Origin of the sequence: Mesorhizobium sp. ESP-6-4 (genome assembly GCF_020164735.1) — a bacterium.
Classification (GTDB): Bacteria; Pseudomonadota; Alphaproteobacteria; order Rhizobiales; family Rhizobiaceae; genus Mesorhizobium.
This window is the reverse complement of the sequence record NZ_JAIUGS010000001.1, coordinates 754,027-771,314: the sequence shown is the minus strand read 5'-3', so window position 1 is coordinate 771,314 and position 17,288 is coordinate 754,027. Positions and strand designations below refer to the sequence as shown.

Below are 17,288 nucleotides of genomic sequence, written 5' to 3'. Positions count from 1 at the left end.
CTGAATGCCGCATTCATGCCACAATCGGTTTGGGAAGGCGGCGTGCCGCCATTTGGAAGCCGGCCTCATCCGAATATCGATGAACCTCAGCTTGGATCCGGCTTGCGGCCCCTGCGCTTCATCTTGGCCAGCCGCTCCCGCTCGGCCGCGGCTTCAGCCTCAAGCCGCTGGCGTTCGGCGAATTCGGCCTCGATCTTGTCGTCGTCGATCGGCCAAGGTTCGTGCTTCTTGCTCTCGACCACGGCGCGCGGCGTCGATGGGATCTCGATCTGCTCCTCCTCGAAGATATCGAAGATGGCGAAGCGGATGTCGTTCTGCACGACGCTGCCGTTCATGATATCGGCGACGAACACGCGCATTTCGAATTCGAGCGCGGCCGAGCCGAAATTGGCGAAGAGGACGAACGGCTCGGGATTCTTCAGCACCATCGGATGGGCGCGCGCAATGTCCGTCAGGATGGCGTGGACGCGCTTGACGTCACTGCCATAGGCGACGCCGACCTTGATGTCGATGCGCCCGAGCTTGTTGCGATGCGTCCAGTTGCCGACCGCATTGTTGATGAGGTTCGAGTTGGGCAGGATCACCGCCTGGCGCTGGAAGGTCTCGATCTCGGTGGCGCGGACGCTGATCTTGCGCACCGTGCCGCTGACGTCGCCCGCGACGATCCAGTCGCCGACCTTGAACGGCCGCTCGGCAAGCAGGATCAGGCCCGAAACGAAATTCGACACGACGTTCTGCAGGCCGAAGCCGATGCCCAGCGAAAGGGCGCCGGCCACCAGCGCCAAGTTGGAAAGATCGATGCCCGCGGCCGAGATGCCGACCAGTGCGGCGACCGCCACGCCGGCATAGCCGACACCCAGCCGGATCGAGTTGCGCACGCCGGGATCGACCTTGCCGCGCGCCATCACCGAGCCGTCCAGCCAGCCCTGGAACCAGCGCGTCAGGAAATAGCCGATGACGAATACGACGATGCCGCTGAGGATGCCGAGAAAGGAGATGGTCACCGAGCCGATCGTGACGCCGGTCGCCAGCTTGTAGGCCCAGGCCTCGATATCGCCGGGCTGAAAGCCCCACATCAACAGGATCAGCGGCAGGAACACCACCACGATCATCAGATTGATGGCGATGCTGACCACCAGGCCGAGCTGGTCGAGGGCGGTATCCTCGTAGCTGGAGTTTTCCGAAAGCCATCGTCCGACCGAAGTGTCGGCGAAGCCGCCCTCCTCTCCGATCGCGCGTGCCGACAGGAAGCCGATATAGGCCGTCACCAGCACGGTGCCGGTCACCACGACCTGGAACGAGACGAAAAGCGCCAGGCCGATATAGCCAAGCAGCGCCGCCGCGATGGTGAACAGCCCGAGCCCGATGGCGATGAAACGAAGCCAGGCCGGCCAGGGGCGCCATGAGCCGTCGGCCGCCCTGAACGGCCGCAGCAACCCCATCAGCACAAGGATGACGCCGACGATGATGCTGGCGACAACGCCCCTCGCGATCGTCAGCGAAAGTGGCGAACCCATCTTCTCGTTGACGACCGACAGGAAGTAATTGAACCCGAGTACCAGCGCCATGGCGGTCGTCAGTCCGACGAGCCAGCGCGCGGAACCGGTCGCGACCGGGATCAGGCGCCAATTGGGCAGGCGCGGCTCTAGCGCAGCGTTGGTCAGCCGGTTGACGCAGAACACCATGGCGATCACCGTCAGCAAGGCATTGAGGAACGTGCCGATATCGCCGCGCAGCACATTGTAATAGTTGAAGAAGAACACGGCCGAGGCGAAGAAGACGCCGAGCGCCAGGGTCGGCAGCAGCGTCGACCAGAACGCCACCGACAGCCGGCTGAGATAGGAAGGATCTTCCACGGTCGGGTCGGCCTCGAATATTCGGCCGAACAGGCGCCTGCCGCCGATCAAAAGCACGGCCGCCAGCGCCAGCGCCATAAGCGTCGCCGCGAGGATCGCCTGGAACTTGAACCTGACGGCGAAGCTCGCCCAGGACGACACCGCCTTGTAGAGGCCCGTGAACTGGTCATGCGCGTCGGAAAAGGCCTGCGGGCTCAGTGCGTCCGTCAGGTCGTAGTGCTTGGTGATGACGCTGCGGAAAAGCTCGCTGCGCATGACGGCGATCCTGTCGACCAAGCCGTTGACGCGGATCGACAGGTTTTGCGCGCTGGCGACGACCGCGTTGATCTGAGCTTTTTCCGTGGCGAGCGCGCTGCGTTCGTTGCTCACGATCACCGGCTCCGGGGGTTGCCCCTGCGCCGGCGGCTGGCCGAGAACCTCCGCGCGATTGTTGATGTCGGTGAGGCGCTGCCGGAATGCCAGGGCGCTGTTCAGCGCCGCCCGCGAAATATCCTCGAGCTGCAACCGGATGTCGACGAGCCCCGCATCGTCCTGGTCGGGGTCGCTCAGTTTCTTTTCCAGGCCGTCGGTCCTGGCCGTCAGGTCCTGGATGGCCTTCGTCTGGTCGGCGATGAGTTGCGACGAGCCATGGCCGATCGCCTGCGCCGACGCGTCCAGCGCCGGCTGCGCGAAGACAGCGACGATGACGACCAGAAGCAGGCGCAGCAGGCGGAAGAACATGATTTTGTTGGCGACTCGCGGCCGAAAAATTCTCGAAATTTCCGCCCTTGATAAAGACCGGCATATCGGGCGGCAAGCCGTCCCGATCGTGCCGGCGATAGTCGGCCTGTCGAAAAGCGATGGCGCAATCTTGGCTTTGCGCTTCCCGCCTGCTCTATAGTCTGCCGCCTCGCACCATAAGGACGATAGGAAGAATGGCGGAATATTCAGCCTTCTCGCTGCTCAAGAACGCGCTGACCGGCAACAAGGATTGGAAGCCCGCCTGGCGCAAGCCGGACCCCAAGGCTTCCTATGACGTGATCGTCATCGGCGGCGGCGGCCACGGTCTTTCGACCGCCTATTATCTCGCCAAGGAACACGGCATCACCAATGTCGCGGTGCTGGAAAAGGGCTGGCTCGGCTCCGGCAATGTCGGCCGCAACACCACGGCGGTGCGCTCCAACTATCTCTTGCCGCAGAACACCCGCTTCTACGAACATTCGATGAAGCTGTGGGAGAATCTCTCGCACGACCTCAACTACAACGTCATGTTCTCGCAGCGCGGCTGCCTGAACCTCGCGCACACGCCAGCCCAGCTCGACGACTATGCCAGGCGCGGCAACGCCATGCGCCATCTCGGCGTCGACGCCGAGCTGATGAGCGTCGACCAGATCAAGCGGCTTGTGCCGGCGCTGGATGTCTCGGGTTCGGCGCGCTTTCCCGTCCTTGGCGGGCTGATGCAGCCGCGCGCCGGCACGGCCCGGCACGACGCGGTCGCCTGGGGCTATGCGCGCGGCGCCGACCGGCGCGGCGTCGATATTATCGAGAATTGCGAGGTCACCGGCTTCCTGCGCGACGGCGACCGCATCACCGGCGTTTCGACGACGCGCGGCGAAATCCGCGCCAAGAAGGTCGCGCTTGCGGTTGCCGGCAGCACCGGCCGCGTCATGCAGCTTGCCGGCATCTCGCACATGCCGATCGAAAGCCATGTGCTGCAGGCCTTCGTCTCGGAATCGCTGAAGCCTGTCGTCGACACCGTTCTCACCTTCGGCATGGGCCATTTCTACATCTCGCAATCCGACAAGGGCGGCCTGGTCTATGGCGGCGACCTCGACGGCTACAACAGCTACGCCCAGCGCGGCAGCCTGCCGATCGTCGACGAGGTGATGAGCGAGATGGTGGCGCTGTTTCCCGGCCTGGCGCGCGTGCGCATGCTGCGCTCCTGGGGCGGGCTGTGCGACATGACGATGGACGGCTCGCCGATCATCGCCGCCGGTCCGCTGCCGGGCATGTATCTCAATTGCGGCTGGTGCTATGGCGGCTTCAAGGCGACGCCGGCCTCCGGCTGGTGCTTTGCCTACACCATTGCCAAGGACGAGCCGCACGAGTTCAACGCGCCCTTCACGCTCGACCGTTTCTACCGCGGCCTCGTCATCGACGACAAAGGCCAGGGCGCGACGCCCAGATTGCACTAGGGTTTGGATTGAAAAATGCTAATCACCTGTCCCTATTGCGGCCCGCGCGACGTTATCGAATTCACCTATCAGGGCGACGGCAACCGCGAGCGGCCGCAGCCCGCCTCGCAAGACCTCGACGCCTGGAACGCCTATGTCTACGACCGGCTGAATCCGGCCGGCGATCACAACGAGATTTGGCAGCATTCCGGCGGTTGCCGCGCGCATCTCAGGGTCGTGCGCAACACGCTCACGCATGAGATACTAAGCACCGCCTTCGCTCGCGGCCACAGGGCGGAGGGCCGCTCGTGAGCCCCCGCCGCACAGAGACCGGCGGCCGGATCGACCGGCTGCGCACCATCCGCTTCACCTTCGACGGCGCGCCTTACACCGGTCATGCCGGCGACACGCTGGCCTCGGCGCTGCTCGCCAATGGCGTGACGCTGTTCGGCCGCTCGTTCAAATATCATCGCCCGCGCGGCCTGCTCGCCGCCGGTGTCGAAGAGCCGAACGCGCTGGTGACGGTGCTGCGTGGCGAAGTGCGCGAGCCCAACATCGCCGCTACCATGGTCGAGATCTATGACGGGCTCGTCGCCGTCAGCCAGAACCGTACCCCCTCGCTCGCCTGGGATATCGGCGCCCTCAACCAGCTCGGCGGCAAGCTCCTGTCGGCCGGCTTCTACTACAAGACCTTCATGGGGCCGGTGATCGGCCCGCTGAAGGGCACGCGCTTCTGGATGTTCTGCGAGCATTTCATCCGTCGCGCCGCCGGCCTCGGCAAGGCTGGCACCGCTCCCGATCCGTCTCGCTACGAGCGCATGAACGCCTTTTGCGACGTGCTGGTCGTCGGCTCCGGTCCGGCCGGCCTGATGGCGGCGAAAGCCGCCACCGACCAGGGCGCCCGAGTGATCCTCGCCGATCTCGAAGCCCATTTTGGCGGCTCCGCCAACTGGTCGGGCGAAACCATCGACGGCATGCCTGCCGCCGAATGGGCCCAGCGCACGGTCGCGCAGCTCGGAGGCAACGACAATGTGCGGCTTTTGCCGCGCACGACGGTGTGGGGCTATTACGACGGCAACACGCTGGCCGCCCTCGAACGGGTGACTGATCATAAGGAAACGCCAGCCAAGGGCGAGCCGCGCCAGCGCTACTGGGCGATCCGCGCCGGCACGGTGGTGCTCGCCACCGGTTCCTTCGAGCGGCCGCTGGTGTTTCCGGGCAACGACCGTCCCGGCGTCATGCTGGCGCATGCGGCGGAACGTTACGTCAATGAATATGGCGTGCTGCCGGGACAGCGCATCGCGCTCTTCACCAACAACGACAGCGCCTACCGCTCGGCCGTTGCGTTAAAGAAGGCCGGCGCGACCATTGTTGCCATCGTCGATGTCCGCGCCGACGTCTCGAACGACATGCGCCGGCTCGCCGGCGAGGCCGAGGCCGAGCTGCTGGACGGCCACGCCGTGGTTGCGACCGAGGGCGGCAAGGCCCTCACCGGTCTCAAGGTGCAGCGCTTCGACGCCATAAGCGGTGCGCTCAGCGGCGATGCCCGCAGCATCCATGCCGACAGCCTTTTGATGTCGGGCGGCTGGTCGCCGACCATTCATCTCGCCAGCCAAGCGGGCGCCAAGGCTGAATGGGACCCGGCCAGGCAGGCGTTCCTGCCGCCCAAGCCGACGCAGCGCTGGATCGGCGCAGGCGCCTTCACCGGCAGCTTCTCCACCGCCGAAGCCATCGCCGAGGGCCGCGCGGCCGGCGTTTCGGCCGCCGGCGGAACGGCGGCGCCCGCAGCCCTGCCGATCGTCGAAGCCGCCCCCGGCGATCCAGATCCGGCGCCGGTCTTCGAGATCAAGGCCAAGGGCAAGAGCTTCGTCGACTTCCAGCACGATGTCACCGCCGAGGACGTGCGGCTGGCGCATCGCGAAGGCTTCGTATCGGTCGAGCACCTGAAGCGCTATACCACGCTCGGCATGGCGACTGACCAGGGCAAGAACTCCAATGTGCCGGGCCTCGCGATCATGGCCGAGGCACTCGGCAAGCCGATCCCCGAAGTCGGCACGACGCGCTTTCGCCCGCCTTACACGGCGGTCTCGATCGGCTCTCTTGCTGCCGAGCGTTTCGGCGACCTCAAGCCCGAGCGGCTGACGCCGATGCATGACTGGCACATCGCCAATGGCGCGACCATGTATTCGGCCGGCCTATGGTACCGGCCGATGATCTACGGCCTTCCCGGCGAGACGGTCGAGCAGGCCTATGTCCGCGAGGCCAGGGCGACGCGTGAAAGCGCCGGCATCGTCGATGTCTCGACGCTGGGCAAGATCGCCGTGCAGGGGCCGGACGCGGCCGAGTTCCTCGACCGCGTCTACACCAACATGTTCTCCACCTTGGCCGTCGGCAAGGCCCGCTACGGCTTGATGCTGCGCGAGGACGGGCTTGCCTTCGACGATGGCACCACCTGGCGGCTCGGCGAGCAGGAATTCCTGATGACCACCACCACCGCCAATGCCGGCAAGGTGATGCAGCATCTGGAATATTTCCTCGACGTCATCTGGCCGGAGCTGAAGGTCACCGTCACCTCCGTCACCGACGAATGGGCGGGCGCGGCGATCGGCGGACCGAACGCGCGCGCCATCCTTGCGGCTTGCGTAAAAGATACCGCTGTCGACAACGCTACGCTGCCCTTCATGGGTATCGTCCATGGCCGCATCGCCGGCGTGCCGGTGATGATCTGCCGGCTGTCCTTCTCCGGCGAAATGGCATTCGAGGTCTATTCCGGGGCCGGCTACGGCACCCATGTCTGGGAAGCCTTGATCGAGGCCGGCCAGCCTTTCGGCCTGGTCACCTACGGGCTAGAGGCGCTGGGCACGATGCGCATCGAGAAAGGCCATGTCACAGGCGCCGAGATCGACGGCCGCACCACGGCGCGCGACCTCCATCTCGACTGGATGCTGTCGAAGAAGAAGCCCTTCATCGGCTCGGCCATGATGGACCGCGAAGGCCTGATCGCCCCTGACCGGCTCGAACTGGTCGGACTGATCGCCCTCGACAACCGGCCGCTCAACGGCGGCGGCCATATCGTCGAGGAGCTGGACGAGGACAATCCGCACGACTCTCTCGGTCACATCACCGCCTGCTGCTATTCGCCGGCGCTGGGCAAATACATTGCGCTTGCGCTGGTCAAGGGCGGCAAGGCGCGCCATGGAACGCGCGCCTTCGTCTCGGATCCGTTGCGCAACCGGTTTGGGCCGGTCGAGATCGTCTCCAACCATTTCTACGATCCGGACGGGAGCCGCATGCATGGCTGAGCAACATTTGCCCGAACGCCAATCGCCGCTCGAGCCGGACTATCATCCGGGTTCGCACGGCAACTTCGAACATGGCGTCGATGTCATTCTGTCCGAGACGCGGCCGGGCTCGATCCTGCAGCTCGCCGCATGGCCGGGTGAAGAGAAGCAACTGATCGAAATTATCGGCAAGCTCACCGGTCTCACTCTGCCCGATGGCGCCGGCGGCGGCGTGAGCAGCGGCGCCCGCGCCGCCTTCGGCTTTGCGCCGGGAAAGTTCACCGTGGTCGACGAAGCGGAGGGGCTTGCTCAAGCCTTCGCCGGCGCCATCACGCCGGCCATCGGCACGCTGACAGACCTTTCGCATGGCCGCACCGCGATTCGCATCGCCGGTCCGAAGGCTGAATGGGTGATGGCGAAGTTCTTCGCTATCGACTTCGCCTTGCCGGCCTTCCCGCTCGGCGCCGGACGTTCGACCAACCATCATGACATCTTCGCCCAGATCCAGCGCAGCGGCCCAGACCAGTTCGACATCTACGTCTTCCGCTCCTTCGCGCGCTCCTTCTGGAAGGCCTTGTGCCACGCCTCGGAGGAAGTCGGTTACGAAGTGCAATAGCCCGCTCGGGCGTTGCTGGCTTAGCATTGGTCCAGGCGGCATCTGGCATTATCGACGGCTACAACTGCTGCTTGAGCGCTGGGCCAGCAGGCGCGATAGGTAAGGAATCACGGGCGTTTGCCAGGGCAAACGTCCGCACCGGCAACCAGTTCGACCATACCCTTCCATGACTGTTGAGACTTCGGCGACGGCCACGACCCGCTTTGCTCCGGCGGAGGGTCCGTCGATGCTGTTGCCGGCAACCGTCGCTTGCGGCGTGTTCATGACCAGTCTCGACCAGAACGTCGTGGTCACCGCGCTGCCCGGCATCGGCGAGAGCCTCGACCGGCCGCCAAGCCAGCTTGGCCTTTTGATCACCGTCTATGTCGCCAGCCTCATCGTCACCATGCCGCTCGGTGGCTGGCTGGCCGACCGGTTTGGGCTGCGCAACGTCTATTGCTTGGCGCTGCTCGTCTTCGCCGGCGCCTCGGCCTTGTGCGGCCTTTCGGAAAACATCTGGATGCTGGTCGGCTCGCGCGCCCTGCAAGGCTGCGGCGGCGCGCTGATGGGCACGCTTGGTCAGGTCGTGATTCTTTCGAGCTTCCCGCGCGACCGCACGCTGAAGATCAACATGTATATTTCGCTCGCCGGCCAATCCGGACCGCTGGTCGGGCCGCTCATCGGTGGCGCGCTCACCACTTACGTCTCCTGGCGCTGGATCTTCTACATCAACATCCCGATCGCGCTGACCGCGGCACTGCTGGCCGCCTCTCTGTTTCCGACGACGACCAAGCCGGTGCGCACGCCGTTCGATCTGCCTGGCTTCCTGCTCGTCGGCTGCGGCATGACGCTTCTGGTCTTCGGCATGGATTCGGTCGCCGCGAAAGATGTGGCCGCCAGCGGTATGGCGCTGGAACTCGGCTTGGCGATCGTCATCCTGACGGTTGCCGCCTTCTACTGCCTGCGCGCGCGCAATCCGCTGCTAGACCTCAATCTCTTGCGCATCCGCACCTTCCGCATCTCCTTCCTCACCGGCGGCGGCCTCGACACGATCGGCCTGAGCTCGGTGGTCTTCCTCTTGCCGCTGATGTTCCAGCTCGGCTTCGGCATGAGCGCCGTGCAGGCGGGATCGCTGACCTTCGTCGCCGCGATTGGGTCGTTGATCATGCGCTTCTTCATGCCGCGCCTTTTGAACCGTTTCGGCTTCAAGCGTGTGCTGGTCACCAATACGCCGATCGTCGCTTTGCTGGTCGCGGGCTTCGCCCTGATGCAGGAGAGCCTGCCGGCCTGGATCGTGCTTGCCTATATTTTCGCCTTCGGCGTCTTCCGCTCGGTGCAATGGGCCTCGACGGGCAATCTCTCCTATTCGGACATCGCGCCGGAGCAGCTCGCGCGCTTCAGCGCGCTCTATTACATCCTGTGGCAGCTGGCGGTGGCGATCAGCGTGGGCCTCGCGGCCGCGCTGCTGTCACTGCTTGCCGGCGGCGGCAAGGCCGGCATCAACGACTACCGCATCCTGTTCGTCATCGAAGGATTGATCACCCTTTGCGCGCTGTCGGCCTATCTGAGGCTGACGCCGCAGGATGGCGCCCATGTCAGCGGCCATGGCGCGCATATGAGCACCGACTGACGCCTCAGCCGACGCTACTTCGCGAACGTCACCCAGTCCTCGAGCGGCGCGCGATCGGTGCGGAACTCGTTCTCCGGCTTGGATGTGTCCTCGTAGCCCAACGCCATGCCGCAGACGACGATCTCTTCGTCGGGAATATCGAGCACCGGCCTGATCTGGCGATGATAGGGCGCGAAGGCCGCCTGCGGGCAGGTATGCAGTCCCCTGCCCCGTGCCGCGACCATGATGTTCTGCAGGAACATGCCGTAGTCGATCCACGACCCTTGGTTCAGCCTCCGGTCGATCGTGAAGATCATGCCGACCGGAGCGTCAAAGAAAATGAAATTGCGGTCGTGTTGGGCGCGCATCCTGTCGACCTCGCGGCGGCCGATGCCCAGCACGCCATAGAGCCCGAAGCCGTTGGCGCGGCGGCGGGTGAGATATGGTTCGAAGAACTGGTCGGGATAGTAGCGGTACTCGTCCCACTCCGCCTTTTCGGCACGGATGCCGGAATTGAGGATGGCATCGCTGATGCGCTGCTTGACCTCGCCCTTGGTCACATAGACGCGCCAGGGCTGCATGTTGGTGCCCGACGGCGCGCGCGCGGCGACCGCCAGGATCGCGCGGATCGTGTCGTCATCGACCATATCGGGCAGAAACGCGCGCACCGACCGGCGCGACAGGATCGCATCGTCGACGATCGCCGCATCCATGGCGATTCGGCTATTCTTCTCCAGCATGGGCCGTCCCTTCGCGCATGGCCGGAACTGCAACCGGTTCCATGGCGACCATCCGCAGACACTAAACTGTATTGGTCCCCGACCGGACGTCCCCACTCGCCGTTCGTGATCGTGGCTTTGCCTCAACCTCAAAAATCGCGCAAGTAAATCTTGAGGTTTGTGAAAATCCCCTTGATTTTTTCATGACTTTACCGCTTCATGAAATTTATCCGGATTTTTTCACGAGATACGCTTGAGCTCGACTACAGCCAGATCGGAGCAGGATAATGGCGACCGGCTGCTGGCCGGCGACATCCGTGCGCTTCGCAAGGCGCGCGGCCTCACGCTGGCCGAGATCGCCCTCAAGCTCGGTCGGTCGGTCGGCTGGGTCAGCCAGGTCGAGCGCGGCCTCTCGGTTCCCTCGCTGGGTGACTTGCGGGCATTCGCCAGCCTCTTCGATGTTCCGATCAGCCTGTTCTTCAGCCATGACGCGCCTGTCGAGCAGGAACGCGGCGTGGTCGTGCGCGCCGGCAGCCGCCGTTCGCTTGGCACAAGCGAATCCGGCCTGGTGGAGGAGCTTCTGTCGCCCGATCTCGGCGGTAGCTTCGAGATGCTGCGCTCGGTGTTCGCGCCGGGCGCGGAGCTGGAAACAGAAACGCGCCGCCCGACGGAAGAGGCGGGCTATGTCGCGTCGGGCACATTCGAGATCGAGATCGACGGCGTCTGGCATCGTCTCGGCGAAGGCGACTCGTTCCGCTTCGAGGGCAAGCCGTTCCGCTGGCGCAATCCCGGCGCCGAGCCGGCAGTGGTCATCTGGGTGGTTTCGCCACCGGTATACTGACAATGCATGTCAACCAAAAGTGCGAAGCGGTTTTGGGATAACGACATGCATCAAAAACAAAAATCGAAGCGCGAAGCGCTGAGACTCTGGAGGAAGAAATGGCCGGTTTGCCGACCACGGCACGCGTGGTGATCATCGGAGGCGGCGTCGTCGGCACCTCCTCGCTCTATCACCTCTGCAAGGCGGGCTGGACCGATTGCGTGCTTCTGGAAAAAAACGAGCTGACCTCAGGCTCGACCTGGCATGCCGCCGGCAACGTGCCGACCTTCTCCTCGTCCTGGTCGCTGATGAACATGCAGCGCTACTCGACCGAGCTTTACCGGGGTCTGGCCGAAGCGGTCGATTATCCGATGAACTACCATGTAACCGGCTCGCTCCGGCTCGCCCATACCAAGGAGCGCATGCAGGAATTCCAGCGCGCCAAGGGCATGGGCCGCTACCAGGGAATGGATATCGACGTCGTCGGCCTCGACGAGATCAAGCGCCGCTATCCTTTCATCGAGACGCATGAGTTGAAGGGCGCGCTCTATGACCCGAGCGACGGCGACATCGACCCGGCTCAGCTGACCCAGGCGCTGGCCAAAGGCGCGCGTGACATGGGCGCCAGGATCATCCGCTTCTGCCCGGTCACCGGCGTGCGCCGCGAGAACGGCGAATGGGTGATCGCCACCCCGCAAGGCGAGATCCGCTGCGAGATCGTCATCAACGCGGCAGGCTACCGCGCCGCCGAAGTCGGCAAGATGTTTGGGCGCGACGTGCCGATGATGGTGATGAGTCATCAGTACATATTGTTCGAGGAAATCCCGGAGCTTGCCGCGTGGACGAAGGAACAGGGCCGCAAGCTGCCGCTGCTGCGCGACGTCGACACGTCCTATTACCTGCGCCAGGAAAAGAGCGGCATGAATCTCGGCCCCTATGAGCGCAATTGCCGCGCGCATTGGGCGACCCACAACGATCCGATGCCGGAGGATTTTTCCTTCCAGCTCTTCCCCGACGATCTCGACCGCCTCGAACATTACCTCGCCGACGCTGTCGCCCGCGTACCGATCCTCGGCACCGCCGGCCTCTCCAAGGTGATCAACGGCCCGATTCCTTACGCTCCGGACGGCAATCCGCTGATCGGGCCGATGCCCGGCGTGCCGAATGCCTTCGAGGCCTGCGTCTTCACCTTCGGCATCGCGCAGGGCGGCGGCGCCGGCAAGGTGCTGGCCGAATGGGTGACGGAGGGCCAGACTGAGTGGGACATGTGGTCCTGTGATCCGCGCCGTTTCACCAGCTTCGCCTCGGCGCCCGACTATTGCGTCGCCAAGGGCATGGAGATCTACGGCAACGAATACGCCATCCAGTTCCCGCGCCACGCCTGGCCGGAGGGGCGCAACCGTAAGCTGTCGCCGCTGCATGAGCGCATCAGGGCGCTGGGCGGCCAGCTCGACGCCTATAATGGTTGGGAGCGCGCGACTTGGTACGCACAACCCGGCGATGATACTTCCGAAGAGTCTACCCTCACCTTCCGCCGCGACGGCCCGTGGCAGCAGCGTGTGCGCCAGGAATGCCTCGCTGTGCGCGACGCCGCCGGCATCCTCGACTTGCCCGGCTTCTCGCGCTTCAACCTCGAAGGTCCGGGCGCGGCCGATTGGCTGGCCTTGCAGGTCACCGGCCTTGTGCCGAAGCCCGGCCGCATCGGCCTCATCTATTTCGCCGACGACAAGGGCCGCATCGTCACCGAAATGTCGGTGGTGCGCCATGGCGAGGACCAGATGACGCTGATCACTGCCGCGGTGGCGCAGTGGCACGATTTCGAATGGCTGAAGTCGCGCATGCCCGCCGATGCGGCCTTCACGCTGACCGACCGGACGGAGGAATTTTCGACGCAGATTCTGACCGGCCCGAACTCGCGCGCTATCCTTGCCGAGGTCTGCGATGCGGACCTGACCCTTCCCTGGCTGACACATCAGGAAACAACCATTGCCGGGCGCTGGGCGAAGCTGGTGCGCGTCTCCTTCGCCGGCGAGCTCGGCTGGGAAATCCACACCAAGGTCGCGGACACGGCGACCGTCTTCGATGCCGTCTGGGCCGCCGGCCGGAAGCACGGGCTAAAACCCTTCGGCATGTATGCGCTGGATTCGCTGCGGCTGGAAAAAGGCTACCGCGCCTGGAAGGGCGATCTGTCGACCGACTATTCGATCCTGCAGGGCGGCCTGGAGCGCTTCGTCAAATGGGACAAGCCAGACTTCCGCGGCAAGGCGGCTCTCCTCAACGAGAAGCAGCAGGGCGTGAAGAAGCGCTTCGTCACTTTGGTTGTCGAGAACCCCGGCGACTGCGACGCACCCTATATGTCGACGCTCTGGCACGACGGCACGATCGTCGGCGAGACGACGTCGGGCGGCTGGGGCCACCGCGTCGGCAAGTCGATCGCGCTCGGCATGCTGCGCACGGATCTCACGGAGCCGGGCACGGCGGTCGAGGTCGAGATTTTTGGCGATCGCTTCAAAGCCATCGTCCAGAACGACGAGCCGCTGTGGGATCCGAAGAATGAGAGGTTGAGAGCCTGATGCCGAAGCCATCAAAGCGCATTACCGGTATCGTGCCTTCGGGCAAGGACGGCTGGGAGGTCCATTTCGCCGCCTGGAATCGCAAGCAGGCCGGCGAAGAAATCATTGTGCTCTCGGTCGGCGACCATGATTTCGACACGCCATCGGAAACCATCGAGGCCTGTGTAAGCGCCGTGCGCGGCAGCAACCATCACTACACGCCGCTGCCCGGCCTGCCGCGCCTGCGCAAGGCGATGGCCGCCGCCGCGACCGTTTGCGCCGGCATCCTCACGGAACCCGACGAGGTCATCGCCACGCCTGGCGGCCAGGCAGCGCTTTACGCCGCCGTGCAGGGCGTGCTCGACCCGGGCGACCACGCCATCGTCGTCGCGCCCTATTACGCCACCTACCCCAACACTTTCAGCGCCGCGGGCGCCAGCTTCACGGTGGTCGAGACACCGGCCGAAGATGGATTTCAACCTCGCGCGGACATGATTCGCGCCGCGCTCAAGCCCAACACCCGCGCCATACTGATCAACACGCCGAACAACCCGACCGGTGCCGTCTATTCGCGCGAACGGCTCGAGCAGCTGGCCGAAATCTGCAAGGAGAACGATCTCTGGCTGCTGTCGGACGAGGTTTACTGGACGCTCGGCGGCGGCGAGCACATCTCGCCGCGCTCGCTGCCCGGCATGGCCGAGCGCACGCTGGTCATCAACTCCATGTCGAAGAGCCACGGCATGACCGGCTGGCGCATGGGCTGGCTGACCGGGCCGAAAGCGATGATCGCGCTGATGACCGACCTCAATCTGGTCACGACCTACGGCCTGCCGGCCTTCATCTCCATCGCCTGCGCCGAGGCGCTTGAAAACCACTATGGCGTGAAGGATATCGCCGAGCGTTACGCCGCGCGGCGCACGATCTTCCTCGATGCCATACGCGGCGCCAATGAAGTCACTGTGCGCGGCTCCGAAGGCGGCATGTACATCATGCTCGATGTCTCCGCGGTCGAGCCCGACGACGAGAAATTCGCCTGGGCGCTGCTCGACAAGGAAAAGGTCGGCGTGATGCCCGGATCGAGCTTCGGCGAAGCCGCCGCCGGCCACATCCGCATCAGCCTCTGCCAGCCCGAACCCGTCCTCAAGGAAGCAGCGCTTCGCGTTCGCCGTTTCGCTTCCAACTATCGCCGCGAGGCCGCATGACCAAGACCATCCCGGCCAAAGCCCGCGCGGTAATCATCGGCGGCGGCGTCTCCGGCTGCTCGGTCGCCTATCATCTGGCCAAGCTCGGCTGGACCGACATCGTGCTCTTGGAGCGAAAGCAGCTCACCTCAGGCACCACCTGGCATGCGGCCGGGCTGATCGGCCAGTTGCGCGGCTCCCAGAACATGACGCGACTGGCGAAATATTCGGCCGATCTCTACGTCAAGCTTGAAGCCGAGACCGATGTCGGCACCGGCATGCGCCAGGTCGGCTCGATCACCGTCGCGCTGACGGAGGAGCGCAAGCACGAGATCTACCGGCAGGCGTCGCTCGCCCGCGCTTTCGATGTCGACGTGCGCGAGATTTCGCCGCGCGAGGTCAAGGAGATGTACCCGCATCTCAACGTCTCGGATGTGGTTGGCGCCGTGCATCTGCCGCTCGACGGCCAGTGCGATCCCGCCAACATCGCCATGGCGCTGGCCAAGGGCGCGCGCCAGCGGGGTGCGACGATCATCGAGAATGTGAAGGTCACCAAGGTTCACACGATGAACGGTCGCGTCTCCGGCGTCTCCTGGACACAGGGCGAGGAGCAAGGCACGATCGAGACAGACATCGTCGTCAACTGCGCCGGCATGTGGGCGCGCGAGTTGGGTCGGCAGAACGGCGTTACCATCCCGCTGCATGCCTGCGAGCATTTCTATCTCGTCACCGAGCCGATCCCCGGCCTCTCCCGCTTGCCGGTGCTGCGCGTGCCGGACGAGTGCGCCTATTACAAGGAGGATGCCGGCAAGATGATGCTCGGCGCCTTCGAGCCGGTGGCGAAACCCTGGGGCATGGACGGCATCCGCGAGGATTTCTGCTTCGACCAGTTGCCCGAGGACATGGACCATTTCGAGCCCATCCTCGAAATGGGCGTCAACCGCATGCCGATGCTGGGCACCGCCGGCATCCATACCTTCTTCAACGGCCCGGAGAGTTTCACGCCGGACGACCGCTATTATCTCGGCGAGGCGCCCGAGCTTTCCGGCTACTGGATGGCGACCGGCTATAACTCGATCGGTATCGTCTCCTCCGGCGGCGCCGGCATGGCACTGGCGCAATGGATCAATGACGGCGAGGCGCCGTTCGACCTGTGGGAAGTCGACATCCGCCGCGCCCAGCCCTTCCAGAAGAACCGCCGCTACCTCAAGGAGCGCGTCTCCGAAACGCTCGGCCTGCTCTATGCCGACCATTTCCCCTATCGCCAGATGGCGACCTCGCGCGGCGTGCGCCGCTCGCCCTTGCACGAGCACCTGAAGGCGCGCGGCGCCGTCTTCGGCGAGGTGGCGGGCTGGGAGCGCGCCAACTGGTTCGCGCGCGAAGGCCAGGAGCGCGAATACCGCTATTCCTGGAAGCGGCAGAACTGGTTCGACAACCAGCGCGAGGAACATCTCGCGGTGCGCAACGGCGTCGGCCTGTTCGACATGACTTCCTTCGGCAAGATCCGCGTCGAGGGTCGCGATGCCTGCGCCTTCCTGCAACGGCTCTGCGCCAACGACATGGACGTGGCGCCGGGCAAGATCGTCTACACGCAGATGCTCAACCAGCGCGGCGGCATCGAGAGCGACCTCACCGTGACGCGGCTTTCGGATACGGCCTATTTCCTGGTCGTGCCGGGCGCCACGCTGCAGCGCGACTTCGCCTGGCTGAGAAAGCATGTCGCCGACGAGTTCGTCGTCATCACCGACGTCACCGCCGCCGAAGCCGTGATCTGCGTCATGGGTCCGGAGGCGCGAAAACTGATCCAGAAGGTCAGCCCGAACGATTTTTCCAACGAGACCAATCCGTTCGGCACTTTCCAGGAGATCGAGATCGGGATGGGTCTCGCCCGCGCCCACCGGGTCACCTATGTCGGCGAGCTTGGCTGGGAATTCTATGTCTCGACCGAGCAGGCCGCCCATGTCTTCGAGGAGATCACCGAAGCCGGCGCCGATGTCGGCCTGAAACTCTGCGGCCTGCATACGCTGGATTCCTGCCGCATTGAAAAGGCCTTCCGCCATTTCGGCCACGACATCACCGACGAGGACAATGTGCTGGAGGCGGGCCTCGGCTTTGCGGTGAAGACGAGCAAAGCCGGTTTCATCGGCCGCGAGGCGGTGCTCAGGAAGAAGGAAGCCGGCCTGTCACGCCGGCTGGTGCAGTTTCGCCTGAAGGACGCGCAGCCCCTGCTCTTCCACAACGAGGCCATCCTGCGCGACGGCAAGATCGTCGGCCCGATCACATCAGGCAATTACGGCCACCATCTCGGCGGCGCGATCGGGCTTGGCTATGTGCCTTGCCAAGGCGAGAGCGAGGCGGATGTGCTGGGCTCATCCTATGAGGTGGAGATCGCCGGCGAGCGTTTCACGGCGGAAGCCTCGCTGAAGCCGATGTATGATCCGAAGGCGGAACGGGTGAGGATATAGCTTTCCTCTCGCGGCTTCGGGCAGGATTGCCCGCAGGCGTGACCAAGAGTCGCTATT

General features: G+C 64.6%; 11 protein-coding genes. 9 read left to right on the top strand and 2 right to left on the bottom strand.

Annotation, left to right across the window (positions count from 1 at the left end):
- Positions 1 to 86: 86 nt before the first annotated feature.
- Positions 87 to 2,576, bottom strand: a complete 2,490-nt coding sequence (locus LB523_RS03495; protein ID WP_224600941.1) for a mechanosensitive ion channel family protein — start codon at positions 2,574 to 2,576, stop codon at positions 87 to 89.
- Positions 2,577 to 2,770: 194 nt separating this feature from the next.
- Between LB523_RS03495 and LB523_RS03490 the strand changes: the two genes are divergently transcribed.
- The 5 genes from LB523_RS03490 (at position 2,771) to LB523_RS03470 (ending at position 9,515) form a co-directional block, all read left to right on the top strand.
- Positions 2,771 to 4,030 (top strand): sarcosine oxidase subunit beta, encoded by a 1,260-nt coding sequence (locus LB523_RS03490; protein ID WP_224600940.1) that lies wholly within the window; start codon positions 2,771 to 2,773, stop codon positions 4,028 to 4,030.
- 15 nt (positions 4,031 to 4,045) lie between these two features.
- Positions 4,046 to 4,321, top strand: a complete 276-nt coding sequence (locus LB523_RS03485; RefSeq protein WP_224600939.1) for a sarcosine oxidase subunit delta — start codon at positions 4,046 to 4,048, stop codon at positions 4,319 to 4,321.
- Positions 4,318 to 7,311: a sarcosine oxidase subunit alpha gene (locus LB523_RS03480; RefSeq protein WP_224600938.1), complete on the top strand. Its 2,994-nt coding sequence runs from the start codon at positions 4,318 to 4,320 to the stop codon at positions 7,309 to 7,311. Before LB523_RS03485 ends, LB523_RS03480 begins: the two co-directional genes overlap by 4 nt.
- Positions 7,312 to 7,318: 7 nt before the next feature.
- Positions 7,319 to 7,906, top strand: coding sequence for a sarcosine oxidase subunit gamma family protein (gene soxG / locus LB523_RS03475; RefSeq protein ID WP_224600997.1), 588 nt, complete (start codon positions 7,319 to 7,321; stop codon positions 7,904 to 7,906).
- Between the two features lie 226 nt (positions 7,907 to 8,132).
- Entirely contained in the window at positions 8,133 to 9,515 is a 1,383-nt protein-coding gene (locus LB523_RS03470) for an MFS transporter (protein WP_224600937.1), read from the top strand.
- Between the two features lie 14 nt (positions 9,516 to 9,529).
- Here LB523_RS03470 and LB523_RS03465 read toward each other — a convergent pair whose 3' ends face one another.
- Complete coding sequence (locus LB523_RS03465; RefSeq protein ID WP_095764905.1) at positions 9,530 to 10,234, bottom strand: nitroreductase; 705 nt, start codon at positions 10,232 to 10,234, stop codon at positions 9,530 to 9,532.
- 232 nt (positions 10,235 to 10,466) lie between these two features.
- On the opposite strand from LB523_RS03465, the gene LB523_RS03460 reads away from it, so the two are divergent.
- The 4 genes from LB523_RS03460 (at position 10,467) to LB523_RS03445 (ending at position 17,231) form a co-directional block, all read left to right on the top strand.
- Complete coding sequence (locus LB523_RS03460) at positions 10,467 to 11,054, top strand: helix-turn-helix domain-containing protein (protein WP_224600936.1); 588 nt, start codon at positions 10,467 to 10,469, stop codon at positions 11,052 to 11,054.
- Positions 11,055 to 11,152: 98 nt separating this feature from the next.
- Positions 11,153 to 13,606: an FAD-dependent oxidoreductase gene (locus tag LB523_RS03455; RefSeq protein ID WP_224600935.1), complete on the top strand. Its 2,454-nt coding sequence runs from the start codon at positions 11,153 to 11,155 to the stop codon at positions 13,604 to 13,606.
- Positions 13,606 to 14,787, top strand: a complete 1,182-nt coding sequence (locus LB523_RS03450) for a pyridoxal phosphate-dependent aminotransferase (protein ID WP_224600934.1) — start codon at positions 13,606 to 13,608, stop codon at positions 14,785 to 14,787. Before LB523_RS03455 ends, LB523_RS03450 begins: the two co-directional genes overlap by 1 nt.
- On the top strand, positions 14,784 to 17,231 hold the full coding sequence (locus LB523_RS03445; RefSeq protein WP_224600933.1) for an FAD-dependent oxidoreductase: 2,448 nt from the start codon (positions 14,784 to 14,786) through the stop codon (positions 17,229 to 17,231). Before LB523_RS03450 ends, LB523_RS03445 begins: the two co-directional genes overlap by 4 nt.
- The last annotated feature ends 57 nt before the right edge of the window (positions 17,232 to 17,288 follow it).

Excerpts from the sequence above, each read along its gene's own strand:
- LB523_RS03495 (WP_224600941.1), bottom strand. The coding sequence starts at position 2,576 with ATGTTCTTCCGCCTGCTGCGCCTGCTTCTGGTCGTCATCGTCGCTGTC.
- LB523_RS03490 (WP_224600940.1), top strand. The coding sequence starts at position 2,771 with ATGGCGGAATATTCAGCCTTCTCGCTGCTCAAGAACGCGCTGACCGGC.
- LB523_RS03485 (WP_224600939.1), top strand. The coding sequence starts at position 4,046 with ATGCTAATCACCTGTCCCTATTGCGGCCCGCGCGACGTTATCGAATTC.
- LB523_RS03470 (WP_224600937.1), top strand. The coding sequence starts at position 8,133 with ATGCTGTTGCCGGCAACCGTCGCTTGCGGCGTGTTCATGACCAGTCTC.
- LB523_RS03465 (WP_095764905.1), bottom strand. The coding sequence starts at position 10,234 with ATGCTGGAGAAGAATAGCCGAATCGCCATGGATGCGGCGATCGTCGAC.
- LB523_RS03455 (WP_224600935.1), top strand. The coding sequence starts at position 11,153 with ATGGCCGGTTTGCCGACCACGGCACGCGTGGTGATCATCGGAGGCGGC.
- LB523_RS03450 (WP_224600934.1), top strand. The coding sequence starts at position 13,606 with ATGCCGAAGCCATCAAAGCGCATTACCGGTATCGTGCCTTCGGGCAAG.
- LB523_RS03445 (WP_224600933.1), top strand. The coding sequence starts at position 14,784 with ATGACCAAGACCATCCCGGCCAAAGCCCGCGCGGTAATCATCGGCGGC.